Below are 17,425 nucleotides of genomic sequence, written 5' to 3' on the forward strand. Positions count from 1 at the left end.
CGCATGCTCGCAGAACTTTCTAGGGCGGGCGCGCCCGCAGGCGCAGCGCCACCGTCTGGCTGAACTCGGGCGGCAGCGGCGCACCGGGAATGAGCCAATGCACGCTGAGCGTGTAGTCGCCGGGCGGCAAGCCGTCGGGCAGCGCGGCCTGCAGCAGCGGCCGCCAGCCGATGTTGCGCTCCAGCTCCTGGCCGGTGGCGCGCACGCGGCTGTGCTCGACGGTGATGCTCAGGCGCATACCCTCGCGCTGCCAGCCCAGGGCGGTGGCCTGGTCGGGCTGGTCCAGCACAGGGCCGGTGCTGAGCAGCATCAGCCGGGTGCCCGCCACGAACTCTGCCGGCCCGGCCGCGGCCAGCTGCATGGCGAGGGCCGCGGGCGCCGCCGCTTCGGCCGCGACGACGGCGGCCATCTCCCGCTGGGGCGGGCTGTCGCGCGGCAGACGGTGCACGGTGGCCGTGCCTGCCCAGCAGCCGGTGGCCAGCATCAGCGCGGTCCAGGCAGGCAGTCGTTTCATGCGCGCCTGCGCCAGCAGGACAGCGCCGCCAACCCGAGCAGCAACAGCGCTGCCGGATGGGGCTCGGGCACCGCCGTGGCGAAGCCGCCGATGAGGTCCTTGTACTGGGTGTCTGCCGGGAAGGCAGCCAGCGCTGCGATGCCGCCCACGCTGTTGGTGGCGCCGCCCGTGTAGGTCCAGCTGAAACCCTCGTGCCAGCTGTGGAAGCTGCCGTCCGCGTTCAGGCTCACGAGCCAGGTATTGAAGATCTTGTTGCCGCCGGCCGGGTAGTCCTCGAACTTCAGCGTGTTGCCGCCGCTCTGGTTCTTGAGCTGGTAGCCGGGGTCGTAGGGCGTGCCGTCGGGGTTCTTGCCGTTGGCGGGCGAGGTCTCGTCCCAGTACCAGGGCAGCTTGTCGGCCCAGCCGTAGCCCCAGCCGCCGGGAGGCGGGTCGACGAAGGGGATGGTGGGGATGGTGCCGTCGGCCGCGGGTGGCGGGGCACCGCCGCCGACGCGGACCTGGTACCAGTTGAAGTGGTCTTCATTGCAGGCAGCGGCGGCGGCCGCCAGTGTGGCGGGCGGGCCGCCAACGCTGCTGACGAAGCTGCCCTTGACGCCGCTGCCATCGGCCGCCACCGTGATGCTGCCGACGAGGCTGCCGCCGCACTTCACGTCGATGCTCAGCGCCTGCAGGGCCGCCGGCACCAGCGCCAACAGGGCGGCCAGCGTCAGCGCGCCAACTCGGGAGAGGGTTCGAATGCTCATGCGTGCTCCTGTTGAGGCAGCGCAACCCAACATCGCCCTCGTCCTCGCCCCGCTGCCGTGGCGAGGGAGACGCGTTCAAACAGGGCCAACGGAGAAACTTAGTTCACCGAGGTGGCGAATTCATCCCGCGGCCAGGGGTGGCCGCGGGATCGCTATTCACCGCTCAGGGCTTCACCCGCACGATGCGGCCGTGCGCTTCCAGCACAAGGTAGAGCAGGCCGTCCGGCCCCTCGCGCACGTCGCGCATGCGGCCGGCGTCGGGGAAGAGGCGCTCCTGCTCGGCGGGCCGGTTGTCGGCATCGAGCTTCACGCGTTCCAGGTGGCCGAACTTCAGGGAGCCGATGAAGAAGCTGTTCTGCCAGGCCGGGCCGTACTTGGCGCTCTTGAGGCGCGCGAGGCCCGCGGGCGCGATGGACGGCACCCACTTCACGACGGGCTGTTCCATGCCGGTCTTGGCAAAGATGCCGTCGCCGATCTTGCCGCCGCCGTAGTTCTCGCCGTAGGTGATGACGGGCCAGCCGTAGTTCAGCTTCGGGCTGATGAGGTTGAGCTCGTCGCCGCCCTGCGGGCCGTGCTCGTGCTCCCACAGGCGCCCTTGCGCGTCGATGACGAGGCCCTGCGAGTTGCGGTGGCCGTAGCTCCAGATCTCGGGCAGGGCGCCGGGTGTGTTCACGAAGGGGTTGTCGGTGGGCACGCTGCCGTCCTTGCCCACGCGCACGATCTTGCCGAGGTGGTTGTCCAGCGTCTGCGCGCTCTGCATGCCGCTGAAGCGCTCGCCCAGGCTCAGGAAGAGCTTGCCGTCCGACGCCTCGGCGATGCGGCAGCCGAAGTGGTGCTTGCTCTCGACCTTGGGCTTCTGGCTGAAGATGACCTTGACGTCGGTGAGGCGCTTGGCGTCGTCGCTGAGGCGGCCGCGGGCCAGGGCCGTGCTGTTGGTTTTCTTGTCGGCGCCAGGCTCGGCGTAGCAGAAGTAGATCGTGCGGTTGCGCGCGAAGTCGCTGTCCAGCTGCACGTCCAGCAGGCCGCCCTGGCCGACGGCGTCCACGGCCGGCACGCCCGCGATGGGCGCGCTCGGCTTGCCACCGGGCTTGGCGGTGCGCATCGCGCCGTCGCGCTCGGTGATGAGCAACTGGCCGTCGGGCAGGAAGGCCACGGCCCAAGGCGTCTTGAGGCCTTCGACGACGGTTTCGAGTTCGGGGGCGGCTTGGGCGAGGGTGCAGCTCAGGGCCACGGCCAGGGGGAGGAGGCGCTTGCTCATCGGATGGCTGGGGAGGCGGGGAAAGGGGTCGGCATCATCGCAGTGCATGGCGCCGCGCGTTGGGCGAGGGCGGCATGGGCGGGCGATGCCCGGGGAATTCAAGGTCGGCGCATCACCACCAGCAAGCCCTCGACGCCCTCGTCGCTTTCCTTGCGGATGACGCAGCGCTGCGACGACTCGACGGCGAGGCCGTGGGCGGCGGCCAGGCGCTGCAGATAGGCCAGGGAATGGGCATAGCGGCGCGTGGGGCCGAGGCGGAAGTCGCTGCTTGCATCGGCGCTGCAGGCCTCGACGGAAAAGGCGAACAGGCCACCCGCGCGCAGTGCGGCCGCAGTGGTGGCGAAGACGGCGTCCAGGTCGCCGATGTAGACGAAGACGTCGGCGGCGACGGCGATGTCGAACTGCTGCGGCCGTTCCTTCAGCACGCCGGCGATGTCGCCCTGCACGAGTTCGTCGTAGTGGCCCTGCTCGCGGGCCTTGGCCAGCATCAGGCCGGACAGGTCCACGCCCACCAGGCGGCGGCTCAGCGGCCGCAGCAGCGGGCCGCACAGGCCGGTGCCGCAGCCGAGGTCGATGACGTCGACGCCGCTGGGCGGGTGGGCGCGCTGCAGCTCGGCCATTAGCAGCTCGGGCGTGCGGTAGCCCAGGCGCTGGACGAGGTGTTCGTCGAAGGTGTGCGAGTAGGTGTCGAACAGGGCTTCGACGTAGTCCGCCGGCGCGGTGGTGGGCGCGTCGCCCACGCCCAGCGAGGCCAGTGCGTAGCGGACCTGGTCGACCTCCTTGCCCAGGGCCAGCGCCTGCTGGAAGGTGGCGATGGCCTGGCTACGGCGGTGCAGGGTCAGCAGGGATTCGGCGCGGCCGATGAGCGCATCGGCGTAGTCGGGCTGCAGGGCCAGGGCGGCGTCGAAGCTGGCCAGCGCCTCCACGGGCCGCTCCAGCGCGCGCAGGCTGGTGCCGCGGTTGCGCAAGGCCTTGGCGTCTTCGGGGCGCACGGCCAGCGCGCGCTCGAAGGCCTGCACGGCCTCCTGGTGGCGGCCCAGGCTGCCCAGCGTGTTGCCGAGGTTGTTCAGCGCCGGCGCGCTGTCGGGTCGTAGCGCCAGGGCCTGGGTGAGCAGCGTGTACGCCTCGTCGAAGCGGTCGGTCTGCCCGCAGAGGACGCCCAGCAGGTGCAGGGCGTCGAAGTTCTTGGGCGCCGTGCGCAGGATGCGGCGGTACAGCGGCTCGGCCTCGGCCAAGCGGCCCTGCTGGTGCAGGGCGAGGCCCTTGTCGAAGTCGGTGGGCATCAGTCTTCCCAGAGGCTGCTGACCAGGTTGAGGCCGACGGCGAACAGGTCCACGGCAATTGCCGCACCTGTGAACCTGGAGTGGGTTGGCCAGGCATCCCGCCGTTCGGTTCGCGTGCGTTCGCGAGCCATCGCGACGAGGGCATCTGCCACGGCGGTCGAGGGGGCCGCCTGCTGCGCAGGCGCCTTGGCGTAGCTTTGCAGCGCCTTCTCCACCGCCTCGGGGTCCAGCAGCGACAGCGCCGAGCGGCAGTGCGAGCAGGCGTCTTCCTTGCGCAGGTCCACCGGTGCGCCGCAACTGCTGCAGCTGATGACGCCCACCTTCCTGGCGATGTCGGCGATCTCGGGCTTGGTGAGCTGGCGCACGAAGCCCTTCTCGATCATGAAGGACGAGAAGCTGCTGAAACGCCCGTGCCGGTTCTCGCAGCGGTGGGTGATGAAGCGGCCACTGCGCACGACGTCGAAACCTTGCACGAGGCCGCCGCGGCATTGCGGGCAATGCAGCTGCCCGGCGAGCGGCGCATGCGGTGCGTCGCGGTGCCGGTGCATTTCCTTGAACATCGTCGCGATCGCCTCGGGAGCAAGCCGGAGGTTCTCCATGCTGTCGAACCAGATGCCCTGGCAGCCGAAGCAGAAGTCGATTTCCACCTGCGCGCCGTGGTGCGCGGGCAGCGTCTGCACCTGCATCGCGTCGCTGCAGGAGGGGCAGGGTCTTGAGGCGGGAGTCGGCATCGTCAAATGTTAGACGCCCGCCCGTGTCGTTCAGCCGTCCAGTCGTTGCTGGAAAACCAGGCCCGCGTGCTCGCGCAGCGCGTGGAACTTGATCTTGGGCCAGTTGCTCTCGATGGCACGCAGTTCGGGCGCGTACTCCACCAGCACCGTCGGCGCGTCGACGGCGTCGTAGGCCATGCGGTGGTCGTTGGCGTCGATGAAGCGCTTGAGCTCCTTCTCGCCGCCATCCTCGGGCGCGCAGGTGACCCAGCGCGCAACCTGGAAGCGGCTCGGCATGATGCGGGCCTTGCAGCCGTACTCGTGCTCCAGCCGGTGCGCGACCACCTCGAACTGCAGCTGGCCGACGGCGCCCAGCAGCAGCACGCTGCCGGCGATGGGGCGGAACACCTGGATGGCACCCTCTTCGCCCAGCTGCTGCAGGCCGGCCTTGAGCTGCTTGGTCTTCAGCGGGTCGGCCACTTCGACGGCGCGAAACATTTCCGGCGCGAAGAAGGGCAGGCCCGTGTACTGCAGCGCCTCGCCTTCGGTGATGGTGTCGCCCAGCTGCAGCACGCCGTGGTTGGGGATGCCGATGATGTCGCCGGCAAAGGCCTCGTCGAGCAGCTCGCGCTTCTGGCTCATGAAGGTCACCACGCTGTTGGGGCGCAGCGTCTTGCCCGAGCGCACCACCTTCAGGTTCATGCCGCGCTCGAAGCGGCCCGAGGCCACGCGCAGGAAGGCGATGCGGTCGCGGTGGGCCGGGTCCATGTTGGCCTGGATCTTGAAGACGACGCCGGTGAACTTGGGCTCCTCCGGCTGCACGGTGCGCTGCATGGCGACGCGCGCGTCCGGTGGCGGGGCCAGCTCGACGAGGGCGTCCAGCACCTCCTGCACGCCGAAGTTGTTGACCGCCGAGCCGAAGAACATCGGCGTCTGCTTGCCGGTCAGGAAGTCGGCGCGGTTGAACTCGGGCGCGGCCTCGCGCACCAGCTCGATCTCGCCCTCGGCCTGCTCGTACTGCATGCCGAAGCGCTCGGCATAGGCCGGGTTGTCCAGCCCTTCCAGCACTTCCTCGGTGCCGGCCGCGCGGTCCTCGCCCGGCGCAAACACGCGCATGCGCTGCTGGCGCAGGTCCATCACGCCGTGGAACTGCTTGCCCATGCCGACCGGCCATGTGAAGGGCACGACCGTCATGCCGAGCTCCTGCTCGATCTCGTCCATCAGCGCCAGCGGGTCTTTCACCTCGCGGTCCATCTTGTTGACGAAGGTCAGGATGGGCGTGTTGCGCGCGCGGCAGACCTGCAGCAGGCGGCGCGTCTGCGGTTCCACGCCGTTGGCCGCGTCGATGACCATCAGCGCCGCGTCCACGGCGGTCAGCACGCGGTAGGTGTCTTCGGAGAAGTCCTGGTGGCCCGGGGTGTCCAGCAGGTTGATGACGCAGTCGCGGTATTCCATCTGCATGACGGACGACGCCACCGAGATGCCGCGCTGCTTTTCGATTTCCATCCAGTCCGACGTCGCATGCCGGCTGGCCTTGCGCGCCTTCACCGAGCCGGCGATCTGGATCGCACCCGAGAACAGCAGCAGCTTCTCCGTCAGCGTGGTCTTGCCGGCGTCGGGGTGGCTGATGATGGCGAAGGTGCGGCGGCGGCGGACTTCCGTCTCGATGCGGCTGGCGGTGGGTTCGGACATGGAGTTCTTCTAGCGGGCTAACCCGGGATTATCCGTGGCTACCCTGTCGCTCTCGCTGACCACAGGTCGTGAAACCGCAAGCGATGGCTGTCAGACGGGCGGTAGAAACGGCTTGACGACGCCGAGCAGCCGATCGACGTAGGCGTCCTTCTCGCCCACCGGTGCCGCGTAGTGCAGCGCGCTGCGCGCGGCGTCCAGCCCGGCGCGCGAGGCCATGACCCAGGCGGCCAGGTATTGCGAGGCCAGGCAGCCGCCCGCCGTGGCGATGGGGCCGCGGGCGTGGAAGGGCTCCTCGATGACGCGCACGCCGGCTTCGACGACCCAGGGCTTGGTGGTCGAGTCGGTGCAGGCGGGCATGTCGGCCAACAGGCCCAGGCGGGCCATCAGCAGCGTGCCCGAGCATTGGCCACCGATGAGCTGGCGCACCGGGTCGAGCTGCAGACGGTCCAGCAGCGCGCTGTCGGCGGCGATGGCGCGGGTGTGGATGCCGCTGCCGAAGAGCACGACGTCGGCCTCATTGGCGAATTCCAGCGGCTGCTGGGCCGTGACGACGACGCCGTTCATCGACGTGACCTGCGCGCTCGGGCTGGTGATGGCGGCCGACCAGCCCCGGGCGTACAGCCGGTTGATGAGGCCGAGCGCGATGAAGCTGTCGAGCTCGTTGAAGCCGTCGAAGGTCAGGATGGCGACCTTCATGCCGTCCTCACTCTTCCAGCAGGCTGCGCAGCATCCATGCGGTTTGCTCGTGCACCGTGAGGCGCTGCGTCAGCAAGTCGGCCGTCGGCTCGTCGCCAGCCTTGTCGACCAGCGGGAAGATGGCGCGCGCCGTGCGGGCGATGGCTTCGTGGCCCTGCATCAGCAACTCGACCATCTTCATGGCCTTGGGCGGCACGGCGGGCGCGTCGGGCAGGCCGCTGAGCTTGGTGAACTGGGCGTAGCTGCCCGGCGCGGGGTGGCCCAGCGAGCGGATTCGCTCGGCAACCGGGTCGACCGCGTTCCACAGCTCGGTGTACTGCGCCATGAACATCGCATGCAGGCTGTTGAACATCGGCCCCGTGACGTTCCAGTGGAAGTTGTGCGTCGTCAGGTAGAGCGTGTAGGTCTCGGCCAGCAGCTTGGACAGGCCGGCGGCGATCGCGGCGCGATCCTTGTCGCTGATGCCGATGCTGATGGACGGGGCGGCGGATTTCTTGGCCATGACGGCTCCAAAAACATAACGGGGCGAGCCTAACGGATTCGGCTCGCCCCAGTGGGATCGTGAGGCCAGCTAGCGGGCTGGCCGCGTGGCTTCACTGGATGTCGAAGCGGTCGAGGTTCATGACCTTGGTCCAGGCGGCGACGAAGTCCTTGACGAACTTGGCCTTGCCGTCGGCACTGGCATAGACCTCGGCATAGGCGCGCAGCACGGAGTTGCTGCCGAAGATGAGGTCGGCGCGCGTGCCGGTGTACTTGACGGCGCCGGTCTTGCGGTCGCGGCCTTCGAAGATCTCGGCGCTGGCGTCCGTCGGCTTCCAGACCGTGCCCATGTCGAGCAGCTTGACGAAGAAGTCGTTGCTCAGCGTGCCGGGCTTGTCGGTCAGCACGCCATGCTTGCCGCCGTCGACATTGCTGCCCAGCACACGCAGGCCGCCCACCAGCACGGTCAGCTCCGGCGCGGTCAGCGTCAGCAACTGGGCGCGGTCGATCAGCAAGGCTTCGGTGGAGGCGCCGAGCTTGCCCTTGCTGTAGTTGCGGAAGCCGTCGGCCAGGGGTTCCAGCGGGGCGAAGGACTCGACATCCGTCTGGGCCTGCGTGGCATCGACGCGGCCCGGCGTGAAGGGCACGTCCACCGTCACGCCGGTAGCCTTGGCGGCCTGCTCGATGCCGACGACGCCGGCCAGCACGATGACGTCGGCCAGCGACGCCTTGCCCGAGGCCTGCTGGATTTCGGCGAGCTTGGCGACGGCCTGCGCGACGGGCCGGTTGACGGCCCAGTCCTTCTGCGGTGCCAGGGCGATGCGGGCGCCATTGGCGCCGCCGCGCTTGTCACCGCCACGGAAGGTCGAGGCTGAGGCCCAGGCGACGGAGACCAGCTCAGCAACGGACAGGCCCGAGGCAGCGATCTTCGCCTTCAGGTCCGCGATGTCGCCGGGCGTGGGGTGATGGCTGGCGGCCGGCAGCGGGTCCTGCCAGATCAGGTCTTCCTGCGGCACCTCGGGGCCGAGGTAGCGCGCCTTGGGGCCCATGTCGCGGTGGGTCAGCTTGAACCAGGCGCGGGCAAAGGCATTGGCGAAGGCCTGCGGGTCGTCGCGGAAGCGCTGCGAGATCTTGCCGAACTCGGGGTCGAAGCGCAGCGTCAGGTCCGTCGTCAGCATGGTGGGCTTGTGGAACTTGCCCGGAATGTGAGCGTCGGGGATGTCCTCGGGCGCGTTCTTGGCCACCCATTGTTTGGCACCAGCCGGCGAGGTGCTGGCCTCCCATTCGAACTTGAAGAGGTTGTCGAAGAAATGGTTGCTCCACTGCGCCGGGGTCTGGGTCCAGGTGACTTCCAGGCCGCTGGAGATGGTGTCCTTGCCGTGGCCGCCGCCGAAGCCGCTGGTCCAGCCCAGGCCTTGCGATTCGATGCTGGCGCCCTCGGGCTCGGCGGTCTTGTAGTGCTCGGGCGCGGCGCCGTGAGCCTTGCCGAAGGTGTGGCCGCCGGCGATCAGCGCGACGGTCTCCTCATCGTCCATGGCCATGCGGCCGAAGGTGGCGCGGATGTCCTTGGCCGCGGCCAGGTAGTCGCCGCTGGCGTTGGGGCCTTCAGGGTTCACATAGATGAGGCCCATGTGGGTGGCGCCGACGCTGGCGATGAGGTTGCGGTCGCCCTCGAAGCGCTTGTCGTCGGCCAGCCACTTGGTCTCGGCGCCCCAGGCCACGTCCATGTCGGGTTCCCAGACGTCCTCGCGGCCGCCGGCGAAGCCCATCGTGCGAAAGCCCATGGACTCGAGCGCCACATTGCCGGCCAGGATGAAGAGGTCGGCCCAGGAGATGGCCTGGCCGTACTTCTGCTTGATGGGCCAGAGCAGCCGGCGGCTCTTGTCGATGTTGACGTTGTCGGGCCAGGAGTTCAGCGGCGCGAAGCGCTGCTGGCCGCGCCCGCCGCCGCCGCGGCCGTCGGTGGTGCGGTAGGTGCCGGCCGCGTGCCAGGCCATGCGGATCATCTGTGGGCCGTAGTGGCCGAAGTCGGCCGGCCACCAGTCCTGGCTGTCGGTCATCAGCCTGACGAGGTCGGCTTTCAGCGCCTTGTAGTCGAGCTTGGCGAAGGCCTCTGCGTAGTTGAACTCGTCACCGAGCGGGTTGGACTTGCTGGAGTGCTGGTTCAGCAGGTCGACGCGGAGCTGGTTGGGCCACCAGTCCCGGTTGCTGGTGCCGCTGCCTGCGGCGTGGTGGAAGGGGCACTTGCCTTCGGGGGTCGGGTCGGTCATGTCGGCTCCTGGTGTCTGGGGGGAGACCCAAGCTTAATGACGACTATTGGTTATTGGCGTTAAATAGAACTAACCTACCAATAGCCAAAATCATCATCAAGCGCCGCGTAGGCGGCGCCCGATGTTGCGCCGTCTCGCCCTAAACGCCCAGCCTTGCCAGCTCGCCTTCGACCTGGGCCAGCCACACGCGCAGGCGCTGGCGCTCCAGCAGGCCCAGCTTGGCGCCCTCGCTGCTCGGCGCGTTGCGGGCCGACCAGAAGCTCGCGTCGGCCGCGTCGATCTTGCGCAGCACGGCGTCCTGCAGGTGCTTGAGCGGCATGGTGCGCGCACCCAGGCCTTGGGCGCGGGCGAGCTGGCCGGAGCGCTCCAGCTGCGAGAAATCGTCGCCGCGCAACTGGTTCAGCACCAGCACGTAGCGCAGCCGGTCGCCGAAGCGGTCGAGCAGGCGGGCCAGCAGGTCCACCGAGTCGCGGCCGGCGTCCATCACATGCCAGTAGTTCACGGCCACGCCGGCCTCGGCGGCCAGCTCCAGCACGCCCGACTCGTCCATCCAGCGCGCCAACGGGTCATGCGTCTGCGCGGCGAGGTCCACCAGCACGCGCCGGCCCGGCTCGGCCAGCGCGCTCTCGACGATGGCGTCCAGCGCCTCGAAGTTGTCCACCAGCGCAGGCGACGCGTAGTCGGCATAGAAGCGCAGCAGCGCGCCGTGCGAGCGGTCGGTGTCGAAGCCGGTGAACGGCACGCCGCGGTCGATCAGGTACTGCGCCAGCAGCCGCGACAGCAGCGACTTGCCGACGCCGCCTTTTTCACCGCCGACGAAGTGGATGGCGCCGGCCGTGGGGTCAACGGGAGGGTGGCTCATGGCGGAAGGCGCGCGCGGCGCGAGGTTGGAGTTGCTTTGCATTGTGCAGCGCAGCAATGCGGCTTGAGGGGCTCATTGCGACAGCCGGGCCACGCTGTCCAGCTCGCAGGCGTAGATGGCATTACGCAGCGCCGCAATGGCCTCGTAGCGCGTGAAGCTGCGCCGCCAGGCGAGCACGACACGGCGAGTCGGGATGGGCTCGCTGAAGGGCACGAAGCGCAGGTGCCGGCTCGGCTCGCGCGGCACGCTCAGCGCCGGCACCACCGTCACGCCCATGCCCGAGGCCACCATGTGCTTGATGGTCTCCAGCGACGAACCCTCGAAGCTGCGGCGGATGCCCTCGGCGTCGCTGCTGAAGCGCGCGAACTCGGGGCAGACCTCCAGCACGTGGTCGCGAAAGCAATGGCCCGTGCCCAGCAGCAGCATGGTCTCGCGCTTGAGCTCCTCGGCGCTGATGGTCTCGCGCGTGGCCAGCGGGTGGGTGGCCGGCAGCGCAACGACGAAGGGCTCGTCGTAGAGCTGGGCCGTGGCCAGGCCGGCCTCAGGGAAGGGCTCGGCCATGATGGCGCAGTCCAGCTCGCCGGTGCGCAGCATGTCCAGCAGCTTCACGGTGAAGTTCTCCTGCAGCATCAGCGGCATCTGCGGGTAGAGCTCGATGGTGTGCTTGACCAGCTCGGGCAGCAGGTAGGGCCCGATCGTGTAGATGATGCCCAGGCGCAGCGCGCCGGCCAGCGGGTCCTTGCCGCGCTTGGCGATCTCCTTGATGGCGCCGGCCTGGTCCAGCACCGACTGCGCCTGGCGCACGATCTCGTCGCCCAGCAGCGTCACCGACACCTCGCTGCCACCGCGCTCGAAGATCTTCAGGTCGAGTTCCTCTTCCAGTTTCTTGATGGCGACGGACAGCGTCGGCTGCGACACGAAGCAGGCCTCCGCCGCACGGCCGAAATGCCGCTCGCGGGCGACGGCGACGATGTAGCGGAGCTCAGTCAGGGTCATAGAGGCGAACGCTACACTGCGGCCGCCCCGGGGGTGCCCCCCGGGTTTTCACCGAGAGGGTGCCATGACTGATCGCAAGCCGATGACCCTGCCGCGCCTCGCGCAGATGCATGCCAGCGGCGAGAAGATCGCGATGCTGACCTGCTACGACGCGGCCTTCGCGAGCCTGCTCGACGAGGCCGGTGTCGACATCCTGCTGATCGGCGATTCCCTGGGCAATGTGCTGCAGGGCCGCGGCTCCACGGCGCCGGTCAGCCTGGAGGACATGGTCTATCACACGTTCTGCGTATCCCGCGGCCACAAGTGGGCCTGGATCATTGCCGACCTGCCCTTCGACAGCTATCACGTCAGCAAGGAGGAGGCCTGGAAGAGCTCGGCCGCGCTGATCAAGGCCGGCGCCCACATGGTCAAGCTCGAAGGCGGTGGCTGGACGGCCGAGACCGTGCGCTTCATCAGCGAACGCGGCATCCCCGTCTGCTGCCACCTCGGCTTCACGCCGCAGACGGTGAACGCGCTGGGCGGCTTCAAGGTGCAGGGCCGCGACGAAGCCGGCGCGGCGCGCATCAAGCGCGAGTCGCAGGAGCTGGTGGACGCCGGCGCCGCCATGCTGCTCTACGAGATGGTGCCCGCCGCGCTGGCCGCTGAGATCACGGCCGCCTCGACGGTGCCCGTCATCGGCATCGGCGCGGGCGTCGACTGCTCGGGCCAGGTGCTGGTGCTGCACGACATGCTCAACGTCACGCCGGGCCGCAAGCCGCGTTTCGTCAAGGACTTCATGGCCGGCAAGGACTCCGTCCTGGCGGCCGTGAAGGGCTATGTGGACGAGGTGAAGGCCAAGAGCTTCCCGGTCAACGAAGTGCACGGGTTTTGACATGCAGGTGATCCACACCATCGGCCAGCTGCGCGACGCGCTCGCCATCCACCGCCAACGCGGCTTCGTGCCCACGATGGGCAATCTGCACGAAGGTCATCTGGCCTTGGTGAAGGAGGCTCGTGAGCTGGTCGGCCCGGCGGGCGCGGTCGTCGCCAGCATCTTCGTCAACCGGCTGCAGTTCGCGCCGCACGAGGACTTCGACACCTACCCGCGCACCTTGGCGCGTGACTGCGAGCTGCTGGAAGGCGCGGGCTGCGACATCGTCTTCGCACCGAGCGAGAAGGAGCTCTACCCCGAGCCCCAGGGCTACAAGGTGCTGCCGCCGCCCGAGCTGGCCGACATTCTCGAAGGCCATTTCCGCCCCGGCTTCTTCACGGGTGTGTGCACCGTCGTGCACAAGCTCTTCAACATCGTGCAGCCCACGCTGGCCGTGTTCGGCAAGAAGGACTACCAGCAGCTGATGGTGCTGCGCCGCATGACGGCGCAGATGGCGCTGCCGATCGAGATTTGCGGCGGCGAGACGCGCCGCAGCGAAGAGGGATTGGCGCTGTCCTCGCGCAACGGCTACCTCAGCGAGGCTGAGAAGGTGGAGGCGCTGCGCCTGTCACGCACGCTGAAGAGCTTGATCGCCCGCTGGCAGGCCGGCGAGCGCGACCTGGCCGCGATGGAGGCCGACGCGCTGCAATCGCTGCGCGACGCCGGCTGGGCGCCGGACTACCTGACGCTGCGCCGCCAGCACGACCTGGGCGCGGCCATGGACGGCCAGCCGCTCGTCGCGCTGGGTGCCGCCCGGCTGGGCAGCACCCGGCTCATCGACAACCTGGAAATCAGCTGACGCTGATCAGCTCGATGTCGAACACCAGCGCGGCGTTCGGCGGAATGACGCCGCCACCGGCGCCCGTGCTGCCATAGCCCAGGGTGGCCGGGATGGTGACGGTGCGCTTGCCGCCCACCCGCATGCCGGTGACGCCGGTATCGAAGCCGGAGATGACCGCGCCAGCGCCCAGCTTGAACGACAGCGGCGTCTTGCCGACCGAGGTGTCGAACTGCGTGCCCTTGGTGTTGGTCACGCGCACGTCGTACAGGTAGCCGGTGTAGTGCACCGTCACGGTCCGGTTCGTTTCGGCCTGGGTGCCGGTGCCCACGGTCGTTTCCGCGATCTTCAGCGCGGTCACGGCGTTCCAGCCGTTGGGGTCGGTGTTGACGGGCGCGCCCGAATCGCCGCCGCCGCCACCGCAGGCGACGAGACCAAGGCTGGCGATGAGCGCGCTGGAGGCGAGCAGGAGGGCGGTACGGCGGGAAGCAAACATGGGCATGACGGGTACGGCAAAGGGTGAAAAAAAGCCACTCGTGGCAGCGGCGCGGACTATAGCCAGCCCGCGTAAAGGCATGTAAGCAGAGTCAACAACGTGCCGCCGCAGCCGTTGAGCCGAGTAGTTACCGGAGTTGCCCATGTCCCTGCCTACCCGCCGCAATGCCCACCTCGCCCGTCTCGCCAGCCTCGTGCTGGCCCTCGGCACGGCCGCCCTGTTGAGCGCCTGCGGCGGTGGCGTTGAGGTCGAAATCGGTGGCGGCGGCGGTGGGGGCGGAGGTGGCGGCACGCAGTACCCGCGGCCCAATCCCAACCCGAACCCCACCACGCTGTCCTGCAGCGCGGCCGGCCTAGCCGCGTCTGCGGCCAGCAAATGGGGCACGGTCTGCATGCTGACGAGCAGCGGCGAGATCGTCGTCGAGCTCTACGACACCTACTCGCCGCAGACGGTCGCCAACTTCTACAAATACGTTTCCGCGGGCTTCTACACGAACACGCTCATCCACCGCGTCGACCGCGACTTCGTCATCCAGGGTGGCGGCTACACCAGCGGCATGGTGCCCAAGACTGCGCTGTACGCACCCGTCAAGCTGGAGAGCAACAACAACCTCTCCAACCTGCGCGGCACCATCGCGATGGCCCGCCGCAGTGACGCCGACTCGGCCACCAGCCAGTTCTTCTTCAACGTGCAGGACAACACCAGCCTGGACTACCAGAGCGCCGCCAACCCCGGCTACGCCGTCTTCGGCCGCATCATCTCGGGCCTGAACACGATGGACGCGATCAACGTCGTGCCCACCTACACCTACAGCCCGACGGACATCGAGCCGCGCACCGAGGTGCTCGTCTACTGGGCGCAGCGGTTGAAGTAGCGCGCCGTTCGCCGCCGCGTCTCGCCATTCGTCTGCGCGGCCCGCCGTTCGTCATCCGGCGGCGGGGTGCCCGCCGCAATGCCGGCAACATGCGTCCCATCACAACCTCGATGGAGACCTGCATGTCCAAGCGTTCCTGGATCGGCCTGTTCGGTGCTGCCGTGGGCATTGCCACTGCGCTGTGGGTGAGCAACAGCCAGGCCGCCCCGGCCGAGTTTCGCGACCTGCGCGTCGACGTCGTCGGGCAGGGCCGGCCGGTGCTGATGATCCCGGGCCTGAACAGCGCCGCTTCCACCTGGACCGAAACCTGCGCCGCGCTGCAGCCCGGCGTGCAATGCCACATCGTGCAGCTGCCCGGCTTTGCCGGCGCGCCGGCCGTGGTGACGGACAACTTCCTGAACGGCATGCGCGACCGCCTGCTGGCCTACCTGGACGACCGCAAGCTCGACAAGCCCGTCGTCATGGGCCACAGCCTGGGCGGCGTGCTGGCCCTGCAGATGGCGGCCGAGAAGCCCGGCCGCATCGAGCGCCTGGTCATCGTCGACTCCCTGCCCTTCCTTGCCGGCCTGCGCGGCATGACGCCCGAGGCCGCGCGCGGCGCCGCGGTGGCCATGCGCCAGGGGATGCTGAACTCCACACCAGCGCAGTGGGAGGCCGGTGCCCGCCAGGGCGCCATGGGCATGAGCCGCACGCCGGCCAACAACGAGCGCGTCTTCGCCTGGAGCATGGCGACCGACCGCGCGACGGCGGCCCAGGCCATGTCCGAACTCTGGGGTGACGACCTGCGCCCGCTGCTGCCGCGCATCACGGCACCCACGCTGGTGCTCGGTGCCTGGGCGGCCTACGAGCCCATGGGCTCGACGCTGGAAAGCACGAAGAAGATCTTCGAGACCCAGTACGCCGGCCTGAGTGGCGCCAAGGTGTCCATGAGCCAGCGCGGTTACCACTTCCTCATGTGGGACGATGCCGACTGGCTGGTCGGCGAGGTCAAGGGCTTCCTGGCTGCCGCCAAATAAACCAGGGAACCGCAGGGCATGAACACGCGCAGGCGAGCAGTCGTCCAGGGGCTGCTGTGGAGCGGCTACGTCGGCATCTCGCTCGTGATGATTGCCAACTTCGGTCCGCTGAGCGGCTCCATGGTGTTCGTCATGGTGTTGGTCGCTGCGGGTCTGTGGGTGGTCAGCGAGGCGCTGCGCGCCCTGGCACTGCGCCGGGCCTGGCTGGATCAACCGCCGCAGGGCCTGCTGCTGCGCCTGCTGCTGGTGCCGCCGCTGTTTGCCGTTGCCCTGCAGATCCTGGTTTTCTTCGTCAACAAAGCCGGCGTGGCGCTGGGCCTGCTGGAGTTCCCGCCCGGCATGCCGAGGAACTGGCTGGTCCTGCTGGTCTACACGTTCAACACCAGCATCCTGCTGTGGCTGTGGATGGCCGTCTGGGTGGGGCTGCACATGATCGAACGCTGGCGCTCCGGCGAGATCGCCAAGTGGCAGGCCGAGGCTGCCGCCCGCGCGCTGGAGCTGCAGGTGCTGCGCGCCCAGATCAACCCGCATTTCCTGTTCAACGCGCTGAACAACCTGCGCGCCCTCATCAACGAAGACCCAACCCGCGCCCGCGAGATGCTGAGCCGCCTGTCCAACACCCTGCGCCACACGCTGCAGCACAGCGCCAAGGAGCGCGTGCCGCTGGCCGACGAGCTGGCCGTCGTGCGTGACTACGTGGCGCTGGAGCAGCTGCACCACGAGGAGCGGCTGCGTGTGGACTGGCAGGTCGACCCCGCCACGGCCGGCGCCAGCCTGCCACCCATGCTGCTGCAGTTGCTGGTGGAGAACGCCATCAAGCACGGCGTGGCGCGCACGCCGGGCGGCGGTGTCGTGGACATCCGCATCGGGCGCGAAGGAGGCAAGCTGAGCATCGCCGTCGACAACCCCGGCCAGTGGAAGCCAGGGTCGACGGACAGCACCGGCCTGGGCCTGGCCAACCTGCGCGAGCGCCTCGCACGCGCCGGCGGCGAGGGTGCGGGTTGCCGTATCGACACGGCCGACGGCCGCGTGAAAGTCAGTGTGGAATTGATGGCATGAGGATCTTCATCGTCGAGGACTCGCGCCTCGCCCGCCAGGAGCTGCGTACCCTGCTGGCGGCCATCCCCGATGCCGACATCGTCGGCGAAGCCGCCGAGCTCAGCGCCGCGCGCGAGGCCATCGAAACGCTGCAGCCCGAGCTGCTGCTGCTCGACGTGGAGCTGCCCGGTGCGACCGGCTTCGACCTGCTCGACCAGCTGGAGCACCTGCCCCTGGTCGTCTTCACGACCGCCTACGACCAGCATGCGCTGGCCGCCTTCGAGCGCAACGCGCTGGACTACTTGCTCAAGCCCATCGATGCCGGCCGGCTGGAAGCGGCACTGGCCAAGGCCCGCGAGCGACTGCGGCCCGCACCGGTCGCAGCGCCGGCTTCGGCGTTGAAGGGTGCCGACGACATGGTCTTCCTGCGCGACGGCGAGCGCTGCTGGTTCGTGCGCCTGGGCGACGTGGCCGGCTTCGAGGCCTGCGGCAACTACGCCCAGGCCTGGTTCGACGGCCAGCGCCCGTTGATCAACCGCACGCTCACCAGCCTGGAGGAGAAGCTGGACCCCCAGCTCTTCTTCCGCGCCAGCCGCAGCCACCTCATCAACCTGCGCTGGGTCCAGGGCATCGAGCCCTGGCGCAACGACGGCTACCGCGTCACGCTGCGAGACGGCCACCAGGTCGAGGTGTCGCGGCGGCAGGCCAAGCTGCTGCGCGAGAAGCTGGAGCTGTGACGCTGGCCAGCCGTCGGGCCGGCATGCAGCCTGTCCGAGGCGATCTGCAGTCCGTCGCCCGCCGCGCGAACC

At 69.0% G+C, this 17,425-nt stretch carries 18 protein-coding genes; 6 read left to right on the forward strand and 12 right to left on the reverse strand.

Annotated elements, in window-relative coordinates:
- Window positions 1-19: 19 nt before the first annotated feature.
- From AC07V5_RS05015 to AC07V5_RS05065, 11 genes are all read right to left on the reverse strand, one after another.
- Window positions 20-514, reverse strand: a complete 495-nt coding sequence (locus tag AC07V5_RS05015; protein ID WP_495114516.1) for a hypothetical protein — start codon at window positions 512-514, stop codon at window positions 20-22.
- Window positions 511-1,257 (reverse strand): hypothetical protein, encoded by a 747-nt coding sequence (locus tag AC07V5_RS05020; protein ID WP_495114517.1) that lies wholly within the window; start codon window positions 1,255-1,257, stop codon window positions 511-513. The genes AC07V5_RS05015 and AC07V5_RS05020 overlap by 4 nt, the downstream gene beginning before the upstream one ends.
- A gap of 163 nt (window positions 1,258-1,420) precedes the next feature.
- Complete coding sequence (locus AC07V5_RS05025) at window positions 1,421-2,515, reverse strand: PQQ-dependent sugar dehydrogenase (protein ID WP_495114518.1); 1,095 nt, start codon at window positions 2,513-2,515, stop codon at window positions 1,421-1,423.
- Between the two features lie 98 nt (window positions 2,516-2,613).
- Complete coding sequence (locus AC07V5_RS05030) at window positions 2,614-3,798, reverse strand: tetratricopeptide repeat protein (RefSeq protein ID WP_495114519.1); 1,185 nt, start codon at window positions 3,796-3,798, stop codon at window positions 2,614-2,616.
- The gene (locus AC07V5_RS05035) at window positions 3,798-4,529 is read right to left on the reverse strand and encodes a zf-TFIIB domain-containing protein (protein WP_495114520.1); all 732 of its coding nucleotides are present in this window, start codon (window positions 4,527-4,529) and stop codon (window positions 3,798-3,800) included. Before AC07V5_RS05035 ends, AC07V5_RS05030 begins: the two co-directional genes overlap by 1 nt.
- A 30-nt stretch (window positions 4,530-4,559) precedes the next feature.
- Window positions 4,560-6,200: a peptide chain release factor 3 gene (locus AC07V5_RS05040; protein ID WP_495114521.1), complete on the reverse strand. Its 1,641-nt coding sequence runs from the start codon at window positions 6,198-6,200 to the stop codon at window positions 4,560-4,562.
- 90 nt (window positions 6,201-6,290) lie between these two features.
- Window positions 6,291-6,896 carry a type 1 glutamine amidotransferase family protein gene (locus AC07V5_RS05045; RefSeq protein WP_495114522.1) on the reverse strand — a complete coding sequence of 202 codons (606 nt, stop codon included), beginning with the start codon at window positions 6,894-6,896 and terminating at the stop codon, window positions 6,291-6,293.
- A gap of 7 nt (window positions 6,897-6,903) precedes the next feature.
- Window positions 6,904-7,398, reverse strand: a complete 495-nt coding sequence (locus tag AC07V5_RS05050; protein WP_495114523.1) for a Dps family protein — start codon at window positions 7,396-7,398, stop codon at window positions 6,904-6,906.
- Window positions 7,399-7,489: 91 nt separating this feature from the next.
- Window positions 7,490-9,646: a catalase/peroxidase HPI gene (gene katG, locus AC07V5_RS05055; RefSeq protein ID WP_495114524.1), complete on the reverse strand. Its 2,157-nt coding sequence runs from the start codon at window positions 9,644-9,646 to the stop codon at window positions 7,490-7,492.
- 139 nt (window positions 9,647-9,785) lie between these two features.
- A complete protein-coding gene (locus AC07V5_RS05060) occupies window positions 9,786-10,508 on the reverse strand; it encodes a P-loop NTPase family protein (protein WP_495114525.1) in 723 nt (240 codons plus the stop codon).
- A 72-nt stretch (window positions 10,509-10,580) separates the two neighbouring features.
- A complete protein-coding gene (locus tag AC07V5_RS05065) occupies window positions 10,581-11,504 on the reverse strand; it encodes a hydrogen peroxide-inducible genes activator (protein WP_495114526.1) in 924 nt (307 codons plus the stop codon).
- A gap of 64 nt (window positions 11,505-11,568) precedes the next feature.
- Here AC07V5_RS05065 and panB point away from each other — a divergent pair, with 64 nt between their 5' ends.
- Together panB and panC are read left to right on the forward strand one after the other, a co-directional pair.
- Complete coding sequence (gene panB / locus AC07V5_RS05070; RefSeq protein ID WP_495114527.1) at window positions 11,569-12,375, forward strand: 3-methyl-2-oxobutanoate hydroxymethyltransferase; 807 nt, start codon at window positions 11,569-11,571, stop codon at window positions 12,373-12,375.
- Window position 12,376: 1 nt separating this feature from the next.
- A complete protein-coding gene (panC, locus tag AC07V5_RS05075) occupies window positions 12,377-13,213 on the forward strand; it encodes a pantoate--beta-alanine ligase (protein WP_495114528.1) in 837 nt (278 codons plus the stop codon).
- On the opposite strand, the gene AC07V5_RS05080 is transcribed toward panC, so the two are convergent.
- Complete coding sequence (locus tag AC07V5_RS05080; RefSeq protein ID WP_495114529.1) at window positions 13,206-13,688, reverse strand: FKBP-type peptidyl-prolyl cis-trans isomerase; 483 nt, start codon at window positions 13,686-13,688, stop codon at window positions 13,206-13,208. The two genes, panC and AC07V5_RS05080, sit on opposite strands and share 8 nt — an antisense overlap.
- A gap of 142 nt (window positions 13,689-13,830) precedes the next feature.
- Here AC07V5_RS05080 and AC07V5_RS05085 point away from each other — a divergent pair, with 142 nt between their 5' ends.
- From AC07V5_RS05085 to AC07V5_RS05100, 4 genes are all read left to right on the forward strand, one after another.
- Window positions 13,831-14,562 carry a peptidylprolyl isomerase gene (locus AC07V5_RS05085; protein ID WP_495114530.1) on the forward strand — a complete coding sequence of 244 codons (732 nt, stop codon included), beginning with the start codon at window positions 13,831-13,833 and terminating at the stop codon, window positions 14,560-14,562.
- 122 nt (window positions 14,563-14,684) lie between these two features.
- Entirely contained in the window at window positions 14,685-15,578 is an 894-nt protein-coding gene (locus tag AC07V5_RS05090) for an alpha/beta fold hydrolase (protein WP_495114531.1), read from the forward strand.
- A gap of 18 nt (window positions 15,579-15,596) precedes the next feature.
- Window positions 15,597-16,637, forward strand: coding sequence for a sensor histidine kinase (locus tag AC07V5_RS05095; RefSeq protein WP_495114532.1), 1,041 nt, complete (start codon window positions 15,597-15,599; stop codon window positions 16,635-16,637).
- Window positions 16,634-17,353: a LytR/AlgR family response regulator transcription factor gene (locus tag AC07V5_RS05100; protein ID WP_495114533.1), complete on the forward strand. Its 720-nt coding sequence runs from the start codon at window positions 16,634-16,636 to the stop codon at window positions 17,351-17,353. Before AC07V5_RS05095 ends, AC07V5_RS05100 begins: the two co-directional genes overlap by 4 nt.
- The last annotated feature ends 72 nt before the right edge of the window (window positions 17,354-17,425 follow it).

The organism is Roseateles sp. GW821-FHT02E12 (assembly GCF_059421665.1).